Annotated in this window: 10 protein-coding genes, 1 tRNA gene and 1 riboswitch; of the genes, 5 read left to right on the top strand and 6 right to left on the bottom strand. The window is 72.8% G+C overall.

Annotated features, from left to right (window positions below; all coding sequences use genetic code 11):
- Positions 1-133: 133 nt before the first annotated feature.
- From D1J51_RS05270 to D1J51_RS05250, 5 genes are all read left to right on the top strand, one after another.
- On the top strand, positions 134-763 hold the full coding sequence (locus D1J51_RS05270) for an IMPACT family protein (protein WP_119074143.1): 630 nt from the start codon (positions 134-136) through the stop codon (positions 761-763).
- A gap of 483 nt (positions 764-1,246) precedes the next feature.
- A complete protein-coding gene (locus D1J51_RS05265; protein ID WP_119074142.1) occupies positions 1,247-2,437 on the top strand; it encodes a DNA polymerase III subunit delta' in 1,191 nt (396 codons plus the stop codon).
- Positions 2,434-4,002, top strand: a complete 1,569-nt coding sequence (locus D1J51_RS05260) for an alpha/beta hydrolase (RefSeq protein ID WP_119074141.1) — start codon at positions 2,434-2,436, stop codon at positions 4,000-4,002. The genes D1J51_RS05265 and D1J51_RS05260 overlap by 4 nt, the downstream gene beginning before the upstream one ends.
- 146 nt (positions 4,003-4,148) lie before the next feature.
- A tRNA-Thr gene (locus D1J51_RS05255) sits at positions 4,149-4,220 on the top strand.
- 196 nt (positions 4,221-4,416) lie between these two features.
- Complete coding sequence (locus D1J51_RS05250) at positions 4,417-5,526, top strand: acyltransferase family protein (protein ID WP_119074302.1); 1,110 nt, start codon at positions 4,417-4,419, stop codon at positions 5,524-5,526.
- Between the two features lie 52 nt (positions 5,527-5,578).
- Here the strand turns inward: D1J51_RS05250 and D1J51_RS05245 are convergent, their stop codons facing one another.
- The 6 genes from D1J51_RS05245 to D1J51_RS05220 all read right to left on the bottom strand — a co-directional run bounded on the left by D1J51_RS05245 (position 5,579) and on the right by D1J51_RS05220 (position 11,802).
- Positions 5,579-7,585 carry an ABC transporter ATP-binding protein gene (locus D1J51_RS05245; protein ID WP_119074140.1) on the bottom strand — a complete coding sequence of 669 codons (2,007 nt, stop codon included), beginning with the start codon at positions 7,583-7,585 and terminating at the stop codon, positions 5,579-5,581.
- Positions 7,586-7,665: 80 nt separating this feature from the next.
- Positions 7,666-8,181, bottom strand: a complete 516-nt coding sequence (gene ribH, locus D1J51_RS05240) for a 6,7-dimethyl-8-ribityllumazine synthase (RefSeq protein WP_119074139.1) — start codon at positions 8,179-8,181, stop codon at positions 7,666-7,668.
- Between the two features lie 29 nt (positions 8,182-8,210).
- Positions 8,211-9,488: a 3,4-dihydroxy-2-butanone-4-phosphate synthase gene (gene ribB, locus D1J51_RS05235; protein ID WP_119074138.1), complete on the bottom strand. Its 1,278-nt coding sequence runs from the start codon at positions 9,486-9,488 to the stop codon at positions 8,211-8,213.
- Complete coding sequence (locus D1J51_RS05230; protein WP_119074137.1) at positions 9,485-10,150, bottom strand: riboflavin synthase; 666 nt, start codon at positions 10,148-10,150, stop codon at positions 9,485-9,487. The genes ribB and D1J51_RS05230 overlap by 4 nt, the downstream gene beginning before the upstream one ends.
- 3 nt (positions 10,151-10,153) lie before the next feature.
- The gene (gene ribD, locus D1J51_RS05225) at positions 10,154-11,257 is read right to left on the bottom strand and encodes a bifunctional diaminohydroxyphosphoribosylaminopyrimidine deaminase/5-amino-6-(5-phosphoribosylamino)uracil reductase RibD (protein WP_119074136.1); all 1,104 of its coding nucleotides are present in this window, start codon (positions 11,255-11,257) and stop codon (positions 10,154-10,156) included.
- A gap of 51 nt (positions 11,258-11,308) precedes the next feature.
- Positions 11,309-11,445: riboswitch (FMN riboswitch) on the bottom strand.
- Between the two features lie 69 nt (positions 11,446-11,514).
- Entirely contained in the window at positions 11,515-11,802 is a 288-nt protein-coding gene (locus tag D1J51_RS05220) for a DUF1345 domain-containing protein (RefSeq protein WP_240422945.1), read from the bottom strand.
- Positions 11,803-11,924: the final 122 nt, after the last annotated feature.

Raw genomic sequence — 11,924 nt, 5'->3', positions numbered from 1 at the left:
ATGACTCGGTCGGCAGGTTCCGCTCGCGGGTCGCGGGGGCGGCGGGGGCGCGGGGGCGGCGGCCGGTCCCGCCCCTGCGGCGGCCGATCCCGCCCCTGCGGCACAGGATCGCGCGGCCTGAGAGGATGGAGGTGTGCGCGCGGAGTACGAGACGGTCGCTGGAACGGTCGATGCGGAGGTCGAGATCTCGCGCTCACGCTTTCTCGCCCGCCTCGAGCGAGTGGCGGACGAGGCGGAGGCGCGCGAGGCGATCGCGCGAGCGCGGGCGGAGCATCCCCGGGCCCGGCACCACTGCTCGGCGTTCGTGCTCGGCCCGGACGGGCGGGTGCAGCGATCCAACGACGACGGCGAGCCCAGCGGCACCGCGGGGGCGCCGATGCTCGACGCGCTGGTCTCCGCGGGACTGAGCGACGTCGTCGCGGTGGTCACCCGCTACTTCGGGGGTGTGCTGCTGGGCGCCGGCGGCCTCACCCGCGCCTACCGGGCGGCGGTCGCCGAGGCGGTGCTGCGCGCTCCGCGTGTGCGCAGGGGGCTGCGACGCGAGGCGACGGTGACGGCCGGCTACGAGTCTGCGCCGCAGATCGAGGCCGAGGCGCGGCGCCGGGGCTACGGTGTGGGCGCCGTGGAGTACCGCGATCGCGTGGAGCGCCGGTACCTCGTCGCCGAGGACGAGGCGGAGGCGCTCGTAGCGCTCGCCGCCGAACTGAGCGCCGGAACGGCAGAGGCGGTGCTCGGCGGGGCCGCCTATGCGGACCTGCCGTAGGGCGCGCCGCTCGTGCTGCACTGTCCCGAGTCGCCCCGTGCCGTCCCTGCGATCCGTGTGCGCCTTCCTGCCGCTTCGGCTCGTGTGAACCCTCCGAAAGGCGCACACGGATCGAGGCGGGCGGGATCCGCGGGCGGGAGGCGGGCGGGGAAGCCGGCGCTGGGCGGGCGGGATCCGCGGGCGCTGGGCGCCCCGACCCCGAGTCGCCCCCGGGCAGAGAAGAACCCCCGGTGGCCTGGGGGACAGGGCCGGGGGCTGCTCTTCCTCGCGACGGGGGATTGCCGCTCGGAATCGGTTCTCCACCCGGGGGATTGGGTTTCAACCTGAAATCGATCATAGGAGCCCGCCGCGAGTTCCGGGACGCCCGAGGGCACACCCTCACCCGAATCTTCACCCCGGCAACCGCGCCGGACGACGCATCGCGGCGGCGGGGTCGCCAGCGCCGCGATGCTCCCTGTCAGAGGCCCGCGATACGCTTCTCGGGTGAACTTCTGGGCTGAGATCGTGGGGCAGACGGAGGCCGTGCAGACGCTGCAGCGGGCTTCCGAGCCGGGCGGTTCCCCTGCGCACGCCTGGCTCGTCACGGGCCCGCCGGGCTCGGGGCGATCCAACATCGCCTTCCGCTTCGCGGCTGCGCTCATCGCGCGCGACGAGGCGGATCGCGACGCCGTGTACGAGCAGGTGCGGGCGCGCACGCACCCCGATCTCGGGGTGCTCACGACCCAGAAGCTGCTCATCGACATCAAGGCCGCCCGCGAGATCGTGACGACGGCGCACTACGCGCCGGCTGAGGGCCGCTATCGGGTGATCGTGATCGAGGACGCGGATCGCATGCCCGAGCGCACCTCCAACGTGCTGCTCAAAGCCCTCGAGGAGCCTCCGGAGCGCACCATCTGGGTGCTCTGCGCCCCCAGCGAGGCCGATCTGCTGCCGACGATCCGATCGCGGGCGCGCTCGCTGCGCCTCGTGACTCCCGGCCCGGCGGACATCGCCGAACTGCTCCACGCGCGCGACGGCATCGATCCCGCCGCCGCCGAACGGGCCGCGCGGCTCGCGCAGAACCATATCGGCATGGCCCGGCGTCTCGCCAGCGATCCGGACGCCATGCAGCGCCGCGACCGCACGATCGCGGTCGCGCTGGCCATCGACACGATCGGCGACGCGATGGCGGCCGCGGCCTCTCTCGCGGGCGTCGCGAAGGCCGACGCGGAGGCGCTCACGGAGCAGCTCGATGCGCAGGAGCGGGAGGACGCCATGCGCAGCCTCGGACTGGCGCCCGGCGCCGCGATCCCGCCCCAGATGCGCGCCCAGATGCGCGCGCTGGAGGAGGATCAGAAGCGCCGCGCCACCCGGAGCCTGCGCGACGGCGTCGACCGCATCCTCACCGACCTGCTGTCGCTCTACCGGGACGTGCTGCTGACGGCGCTGATCTCGGTCGAGCAGCGTCAGGCGGCGAGCGGCGAGACTGGCGGCCCGGCGGCGCACGTCGAGCTGATCAACCGCGAGCAGGAGCCCCGCATCTCGGAGCTGGCCGAGGGCTGGGGCGCGAGCCGCGCGCTCGCCGCCGTGGGCGCGGTCGAGACGGCGCGGGAACGACTCTCCCGGGGCATCACGCCGGGGCTGGTGCTCGAGGCGCTGTTCGCGAGCGTGCTCCTGGGGGGTGATCCGGCGTGAGCGGAGCCGGGGCGGCCTCGCCGGGGCGCCGCGGGTGGCGGGTGGCGGCCGTGATCCTCGTCGTGTGCGCGCTCGGGTTCTCCGGGTGGGGGATCCTTCCGCTGTTCTCGGGATCGGACGCCGCGGAGGGGCCAGGGCCGCTTCCGGCCGAGCCCGAGGCGACGGTCGCCGGGTTCGGCGCTCAGCAGCCGAACTGGGGGGACTGCGGCGGGGGGTTGCAGTGCGCCGACGTGTACGCGCCGCTCGACTGGGGCGATCCGGGCGGCGAGCGCATCACCCTGCGCCTGATGAAGCGCCCGGCCACGGGTGGCGATCCGAAGGGCACGCTCTTCGTGAACCCCGGGGGCCCCGGCGCCTCGGGCGCCCAGTACGTGGCGAACAGCGTCGACTCGGTGGTTCCGGAGTCGGTGCGGCGCGCGTACGACGTGATCGGCTGGGACCCGCGCGGGGTCGCAGACTCGACGCCGGTGCGCTGCTACGACGCGGCCGGCATGGACGAGTACCTCTTCGGCGTCGGGGACGACGCCGGGCTGGAGCGGGGCAGCGACGAGTGGATCGCCGCCTCGCTCGAGGAGGCGCGGGCGTTCGGCGGGGCCTGCGCGCGGGGCACGGGCGCGCTGCTCGGCACCGTCGACACGGCCTCGACCGTGCGCGACCTCGACATGCTGCGCGCGATCGCGGGCGACTCGAAGCTCAACTACCTGGGCTTCTCCTACGGCACCTACATCGGAGCGCGCTACGCCGACGCCTACCCGGAGCGCGCGGGCCGCATGGTGCTCGACGGTGCGATGGACCCCGCCACCGGGTTGACCGACGTCGTGCGCGAGCAGACCCGCGGCTTCGAGCGCGCTCTCCGCGTCTACGCCGAGGACTGCGTGCAGCGACGCGGCTGCCCCTTCACCGGCACGGCGGACGAGGCCATGGCGAGCATCGGCTCGCTGCTCGACCGGCTCGACCGGCAACCGCTGCGGGGATCCGATGGGCGCACGCTCTCGGTCGACACGATGCTCACGGCGATCGTCACGCCCCTGTACGCGCGGAGCAGCTGGGGCTATCTCGACGACCTCTTCGAGACGGTCGGTCGGGGCGAGGCCGACGTCGCGCTCTCGCTCGCCGACTCCTACTACGACCGCGCCGACGGCCGGTATCTCGGCAACTCCACCGAGGCGTTCTCGGCCGTCAACTGCCTCGACTACCCGCGCGGCCTCGACGCCGCACGCATGCGCGCGCAGGCGGCCGAGCTCGACAGGATCGCCCCGACGATCGGCCGGTTCCAGGGATACGGCGATATCGCGTGCGCAGCCTGGCCGGTGCAGGGCGTGGAGGATCGCCCCGGCGTGACGGCCGCCGGCGCCGGCCCGATCCTCGTCGTCGGCACCACGGGAGACCCCGCGACTCCCTACCGCTGGGCCGAATCGCTCGCGCAGCAGCTCGAGAGCGGCGTGCTCGTCACCTACGTGGGAGAGGGGCACACCGCCTACGGGAAGAACGAGTGCGTCAACCGCGCGGTGGACGACTACCTGCTGACCGGCGCCGTTCCTGAAGGCGATCTCCGCTGCTCGTAGCGCCGCGGTTCCCGGCCGCGGTTCCGGGGGTGAACCGCGGCCGGTTCGGGATCCGCGCCGCGCCGGGGCCGCCGCTCGCGCGTGCGAAGTCCGCCCGGACGGCGTGCTAAAGTGGTTGCTTGTGTGCGAGAGCGATCCCGCACTCCGCCGCCTTAGCTCAGGGGTAGAGCAGTTCCCTCGTAAAGAACAGGTCGTCGGTTCAAATCCGACAGGCGGCTCCGTTTCCCGGTTTCTCCGAACTCGCCCTATTCGCGCGCCCGGGCGTGCACTCGGCGCAGGCCCCGGCCCGTCTTCACCCCCGCCATCTCGCCAGACCGCGCTGAATCAGCGAGATGCTGTGGAATGCGGCTCGTCTCGCCGGGAGCCCCGGGAGCGCCCGAATACACAGGAGGACCGCTCGCATAGGCTGTGGGGGTGACCGAGCATCCGACCGCGCCGACCGCCGCGACCGCATCGCCCGCCTCGAAACCGCGCATCGCAGCCTGGGACAACGCCCGATTCCTGCTGATCGTTCTCGTGGTGGTCGCCCACGCCGTCTCGACGGTGCGCGTCGATTCGCAGCTCGGCTTCGCGCTGTACGCCTACATCTTCCTCTTCCACATGCCCGCCGTGATCCTGCTCTCGGGCATGTTCTCGCGAGCGGAGCCGTCGCTCAAGGTGATCCGCTCCACCATTCAGCTGATCGTCGTCTGGCTGACGTGGGAGGGGATCTGGGCCCTGATCCGCTTCGCGGTGGAGGGCAAGACCCCAGGCCAGAACTTCCTGGTCGCCCCGGCCTGGACGCTGTGGTTCCTCGTGACGCTCGCCACGATGCGTATCCTGCTGCCCTGGATCGCGAAGCTGCGGCGGCCGCTGCTGACCTCGATCCTCATCGCGCTGGCCTCGGGGATCCTGCCGGCGATCGGCACCCAGTTCTCCGCGTCGCGCACGCTCGCCTTCCTGCCCTTCTTCGTCGCGGGCTGGCTGATCCGCGAGCGCGGCTGGCTCGAGGGGCAGTGGTTCGCGCGGCCGTCGCGCGGCGCGCTCGCGGGAGCGTGGGCGCTGCTCGGCGCCGTGGCGCTCGTCTTCGCGCTGACGCCGCGGCTGCGCGAGTTCTGGCGCATCGACACGTGGCTGACGTGGCGCGACGACTACACGTGGCTGTTCGCGAACGCTCCGATCGGCGACTGGCTGCCGGACCGGTGGGGCTGGGTGATGCTGGGCGGCGCGGGGGTCGCCGCGGCGCTCATGGCGGTGGCCGCGGCGATGACCCTCGCACTGCTGATCGTGACCCCACGCGGGAAGGGGAGGATGACGGTGTGGGGCACCCGCACCCTGTACGTGTACCTGCTGCACGGGGTGGTGATCTGGGTGCTCCGCCAGACGGGCGCGATCGACCGGATCGGCGCGGTCGGCGCGCCGGGGCTGCTGGCCATCGTCGCGCTCGGGATCGTGATCGCGGTGCTGTTGTCGATGGCGTGGTCGCCGCGGGCGTTCAGCGCGGTGGTCGAGCCGCGGTTCGACTGGGCGCTGCGCCGCTCGTAGCGATCCCGTCTCCCTGTGTGAAACCGCTGCCGCGGGCGACGGGCCGCCGCCGTCACGCGGACGCGCTGTCCTCGGGCACCAGCAGCTGGTGCCGGGCCAGTTCGCGGTAGAGGGGCGTCGACTCCAGCAGCTCGGCGTGGGTGCCCTCGCCCACGACCCGGCCGGCGTCGAGCACCACGATCTTGTCGGAGTCGATCACGGTCGAGAGGCGGTGCGCGATCACCACGAGCGTGCGCCCCGTGGCAACGGAGTCGAGGGCGTCGCGCATGAGGCGCTCGTTGACGCCGTCGAGGCTCGCCGTCGACTCGTCGAGCAGCAGGATCGGAGGCGCCGCGAGGAGGGCGCGCGCGATCGCGAGACGCTGCTTCTCGCCGCCCGACAGCATGATCCCCTTCTCGCCCACCTGCGTGTCGAGCGCGGCCGAGAGCTCGGCGCCGGAGCGCGCCGCGGCGTCCGCGCGCGCGACCGCCGATCCGGAGCGGTCCAGCAGCCCGCCCAGGTTCACGGCGCGCAGCACGCGCTCGCACGCCGCGTCCGAGGCGTCCGGGGCGGTGATTCTGAGGTTGTCGCGCAGGCTGCCCGCCAGCACGGGGGCGTCCTGCTCCACGTAGCCCAGCTGGGTGCGCACCTCGGAGCGGTCCAGGGTGCGCAGGTCGGCGCCGTAGAGCGAGATCGCGCCCCGGTCGGGGTCGTAGAAGCGCTCGATGAGCGACAGCACGGTCGACTTGCCCGCTCCGGACGGGCCGACGAGGGCGACCCGCGACCCGCGGGGCACCTCGAAGCTGACTCCGTGCAGCACCGGCGTCTCCACGATCTCGGCCGGAGCGGCCTCGGCGTCGCGCCGGCTCGATCCGCGTCCACCGCGCACCAGCTCCCGGGCGTCGGCGCGCTCGGGAGCCGCCGACCGGTACGCGAAGCGCACCTCGGAGAGCCGGATCGCCGGGGAGTCGTCGAGGCCTGAACCGGCGAGGGGCACGATGCGCCCGAGCGGCGACAACTGCGCGTCGCGCTCCGTCTCGACGGGCAGGGCGGTGATCTCCTGGATGCGGCCGAGCGCGCCGAGCGCCTGGTTGACGGCCGAGATCGCGCCGAAGGCCTGCCCCAGCGGCATCACCATAAGGAACAGGAAGATGATGAAGGTGACCAGCTGCGCGATCGTGATGACCCCGGTCGCCACCCGGAAGCCGCCGAGGCCCAGCACCGCGAGGAACGACACCTGCATCGCGATGAACGAGACCGGCACGATGAGCGCCGAGATGCGGGCCACCCGGATCCCGAGCCGGTAGGCCTCGGCCGCCTCGCCCTCGATCGCGCGCTGCTCCCGCTCGGCGGCGCCCGCGGCGCGGATCGTGCGCACCGAACCGATCGCCCGGTCCACGGCCGCCGCGAGGTCGCCCACCTTCTCCTGCGACCGGAGCACCGCCGGCCGGATCCTCGCCGAGAGCGCCACCACGACCGCGATCGCCACGAACACGACCCCGAAGGTGACGGCGAAGAGCAGCGGATCGATGACCAGCATGCCGACGAGCGCGCCGACGAAGAGCAGCGCCCCGCCGATCGCCTCGACGAGACCCTGGGTGAGCACGGCCCGCAGCAGGGTGGTGTCGCTGCCCACGCGCGAGACGAGATCGCCGGTGCGGCGCCGGTCGAACTCGGGGATGGGCAGGTGCAGGATCTTCGCGATGAGGCGCTTGCGGCTCGCCAGCACCACGCCCTCGCCCATGCACTGCAGCAGGTAGTGCTGGTAGCTGTTGAGCAGGGCGCTCACGAGCACGAGGGCCACCAGCGCCCACAGCAGCCCGCCCGGGGCGACGGAACGTTGCACCCGCTCGATCACGGAGCCGACGAGCAGCGGTTGGGTGAGCGAGGCGAGGGCGCCGAGGATGCTGAGGACGGCGATGAAGAGCAGTTTGCCGCGCTGCTCGAAGAGGTAGGGGAGCAGCTGCCTCAGGGTCGCTCGCGGCCCCCGAGCTGCGGAGGCGCCTCCTCGGGATCGGGAACGCCGGTCGGTCGGGGTCTTGCCTGCCGTGCCTGCGGTGTCGTCGGGTCTGCCAGCCACGGCCTCAACTCTAGGCCAGCGCGGCTGGCAAAGCACCGGCGATACCGGGGCGCCGGGGCGGTGCGCGAGACCCTCGGGGGCTACGACGGGTCGGGCGAGGCGAGCCCTGCCTGGCGGATGGCGCGGGCGGTGACGGCGAGATGAAGCGCGGCCTCGACGGCCTCCCGCCCCTTCGACTCGGGCGCGCCGGGGCGGCCCGAGCGATCCAGCGCCTGCTGCTCCGTGTCTGTTGTGAGCACACCGAATCCCACGGGCTTGCCGGTGTCGAGCTGCACGCGGGTGAGGCCGTCGGTGACCGCCGCGCAGACGTACTCGAAGTGGGGCGTGCCGCCGCGGATGATCACGCCGAGGCAGACCGCCGCATCGAAACCGCCCCCGCCCTCGTTCACCGATGTCAGTGCGGCCTGCGCGGCGAGGGGCAGCTCGAAGGCGCCCGCGACGCGGAACAGCTCGTGCTCCGCGCCCGACGCGGCCGCGCTCCGCTCGGCGCCGTCGATCAGCGACGACATGATCTCCTCGTGCCAGCTGCCGGCGATGACGGCGACACGCAGATCGCTTGCGTCGACGGTCAGGTCCGGGGCTCCGGCTCCGCTCATGATGACTGCTCCTTCGCTCGCGTCCGGTCTCAGGCGCCGCGCACGTCGTCGGGCAGCTGGTGCCCCATGCGATCCCGCTTCGCGGCGAGGTAGCCGACGTTCTGCTCGGTCACGCCGACGAGCAGGGGCACGCGCTCGACGACCTCGATGCCGTAGGAGCGGAGCTGCGTCACCTTGTCGGGGTTGTTCGTGAGCAGTCGCACGCGCTCCACGCCGAGATCGGCCAGGATCTCGGCGGCGGCCGAGTAATCCCGCCCGTCGGCTGGCAGCCCGAGCTGCAGGTTGGCGTCGAGCGTGTCGAGCCCCTGCTCCTGCAGCTGGTAGGCGCGCAGCTTGTTGGCGAGCCCGATGCCCCGACCCTCATGCCCGCGCAGGTAGACGACGATGCCGCCGCGCTCGCGGATGAGGTCGAGCGCCGCGTCGAGCTGAGGCCCGCACTCGCACTTGAGCGACCCGAACGCCTCCCCGGTGATGCACTCGGAGTGCACGCGCACGAGTGCTTCGGCGCCCGGCATCTCGCCGTCGGGGGTCGGCGAGATGAGCGCCAGATGGTCGACGCCCACGCGGCGATCCCGGTAGGCGAGCGCGCGCAACTCGCCGTGCTCGGTGGGGAGGAGCGTGTTGGCGCGGAGGCTGACGCTGCGGTGCTGGGGGCGGTGAGCGGTGGCCGTCACTGGATCATGCTCATTGAGGTATGCAATGAGCTGCTCGATCGTGACGACCGGCACGTTCTCGCTGGCGCCGAGCTGGATCAGCTCCGGCAGGCGCATCATCTCGCCGTCGTCGGCCACGATCTCCGCGATCACCGCGACGGGTCGCAGGCCGGCGAGCCGCATGAGCTCGACGCTCGCTTCGGTGTGTCCGTCGCGTGCCCGCACGCCGCCGTCCACGGCGCGCAGCGGGAGCACGTGGCCCGGACGGCGCACATCGCCCGGTGCCGCGTCGGGGTTCGCGAGCGCCCGGACCGTGGTGGCGCGGTCGCTCGCGCTGATGCCGGTCGTCACGCCGTGCGCCGCGTCCACCGTCACGGTGTATGCCGTTCCGCGTATGTCCTCGTTCGCCTCGACCATCACAGGGAGGTCGAGCTGATCGGCGACCTCGTTCGTCATCGGGGCGCAGAGCAGGCCCGATGAGCGATGCACGGTCCAGGCGATCGTCTCGGGGGTCGCGAGCTCGGCGGAGAGGATCACGTCGCCCTCGTTCTCGCGGTCCTCGTTGTCGGCGACGATGACGGGTCGCCCGCCCCTGATCGCGGCGACCGCCTGCTCGATCGTGGAGATGCCTGGGGTGGTGCCGGGAGCGGTCATGATGGGGTTCCTTCGGTGGTGGGGAGGCGGGCCTCGGAGACGGCTCCGAGGCGGAGCATGCGCGCGACGTGCCGCGCGAGGATGTCGGTCTCGACGTTCACCCGGTCGCCGGGTTGCAGCGTGCCGAGCGTCGTGGCGCCGAGCGTCTCGGGAATCAGCGAGACCTCGAACCACTGCTCGGGCTCCTGCTCGGCCGCGATCGCGGAGACGGTCAGAGAGACGCCCGAGAGCGTCACCGATCCCTTGTCGACGAGCAGCGGGGCGAGCTCGGGCGAGAGCGAGAACCGGAGGGTGCGCCATGCGTCGCGGGGCGTCGCGGAGAGCAGCGTCGCGGTGCCGTCGACGTGGCCCTGCACGATATGGCCGCCGAGCCGCGTGTCGACCCGCACGGCGCGCTCGAGGTTGACGGCGCTGCCCGGACGCAGCTCGCCGAGCGTCGACATGCGTACCGACTGCTGCATGACGTCCGCGGTGAAGGAGGCGCGCCCGTCGGCGGATGCGCCGAGCTCGACCACGGTGAGACACACGCCCGACACGCAGATCGAGGCGCCGTGCGTCGCATCCGAGGTGACGAGCGGGCCCGCGACGGTGAGGCGCAGCGAGTCGCCGACCGGTTCGACGTCGACGATCTCGCCGACCTCCTCGATGAGTCCGGTGAACATGGATCAGCCCTCCCTGGCCGTGGCGGTGTTCGTGATGACGGTGGCTTCGATGAGCAGGTCGGCGCCGAGCTGCGCGGTGCGCGAGACGCGCAGGCGCTTGATCCCGTCCATGCCCGCGACGCCGATGTCGCCGAGCGCGGTGCGCGGCCCGCCGAGCAGCGCGGGGGCGAGATAGACGAGCACCTCGTCGGCGAGGTCGGCGGCGATGAACGCGCTCGCGACCGTCGGCCCGCCCTCGACGAAGAGCCGGCGGAAGCCCAGCGCGTACAGGCGCTCCAGGTCGGCGGCGAGGTCGTCGCCGTCGAAGCGCAGCGGCTCGGCGAGGCCGCGCGCCGCGAGCGCCGGGTGCCGCCGCACCCGGGCTCCGTTCGGGATCGCGCGGCGCCCGAGCACGACGGGCACAGGCTGCTCCTCGGCCGGCACGAGCAGGCCGCCGCCCTCGGCGCGGGCCGTGAGCGCGGGGTCGTCGGAGAGCAGGGTGCCGGCGCCCACGAGGATCGCGTCCGCCTCGCCGCGTCGGCGGTGCACGTCGACGCGCGCGTCGACACCGGTGATCCACCGGCTCGAGCCGTCGGCCGCCGCCGCGCGACCGTCGAGCGTCTGCGCCCACTTCACCGTAACGCGCGGCCTGGGAGGGACCGCCGCCGGATTCTCGGTGCGCTGCCGCGCCAGCCAGGGCCTGAGCACCGCCCGGGCCTCGCCCGCCAGCACGCCGCCGCGCACCTCGACGCCCGCGGCGCGCATCGTCTCGCCGCCGCCGCCCGCCTCGGGGCCCGGATCGTCGATCGCGTAGGCGACCGCGCCGATGCCGGCCTCGAGCAGCGCGGTCGCGCAGGGCCCAGTGCGGCCGGTGTGGTTGCAGGGCTCGAGCGTCACGACCGCGGTGAGCTCGACGGTGCGGGACCGCCACGCCTCGGGCAGCCGCTCCAGCGCCTCGATCTCGGCGTGGGGCGTGCCGGCCCCGCGGTGCCAGCCCTCGGCGACGATGCGGCCCTCGGGGTCGAGCAGCGCGCAGCCCACCCGCGGGTTGGGATCGTCGGCGGGGCTGCGGCGCGAAAGCGCCACCGCGCGACGCATCGCGTCCTCGATGAGCCCCTGCTCCAGCATTCCCGCCGCCTTCCGTCCGGGGGTGCGCGGAGGCTGGCGATGCATCGCAGCTTCGCGTTCCTATCATCCGGACTAGAGCTGAGGGCTCATCACCGTCGGCATCGGGATTCCACCGATTCGGCCCCGCTCGAGCGGGGTTCGCGGGCTTTCACCGCCGGTTCGGAATCACACCGACCCCGGAACACATGACTAAATGTACAACGTTTCTCGCGTTCGTGCTGCCGCGTGGGCGCCGGCCCCGCAACAGTCTCCCCGCCCTAATCGAGAAGCGCGGCGAAGAGCGATCCGTTCACGATCACGTTCATCGTGAGCACGATGATGAGGGCGTTGAAGAAGAACGCGAGCGTGGTGTGCCACACGACGGTCCGGAGCATGCGGGTGTTCACAACCCTCACGTCGGACACGGAGAGGGTGGTGGCGTTGATGAAGGTGAGGTCGACGAGGCGCGGCTCGTCGGTGCCCGGTAACTCGAGCGGCGGTCGGGGCGTTCGGTGGTAGTGCGAGAAGTAGATTCGCGCGTACCCCCCCGGTTGAACAGCATCCACGAGAGCCGCATGCTCCACACGGCCGTGAACTCACCGAAGATCTGGGCGCCGATGCCGAAGACGGCGCCCGCCGTCGAGCGGAGGGCATGCAACCTGGACATGATCCCCACTGTAGGCCGTTT

This window comes from Leucobacter sp. wl10 (genome assembly GCF_003569785.1).
In the GTDB taxonomy this organism is placed as follows: Bacteria; Actinomycetota; Actinomycetes; order Actinomycetales; family Microbacteriaceae; genus Leucobacter.
The sequence above is the reverse complement of the archived record's forward strand: the minus strand, read 5'-3'. Positions and strand labels throughout refer to the sequence as shown.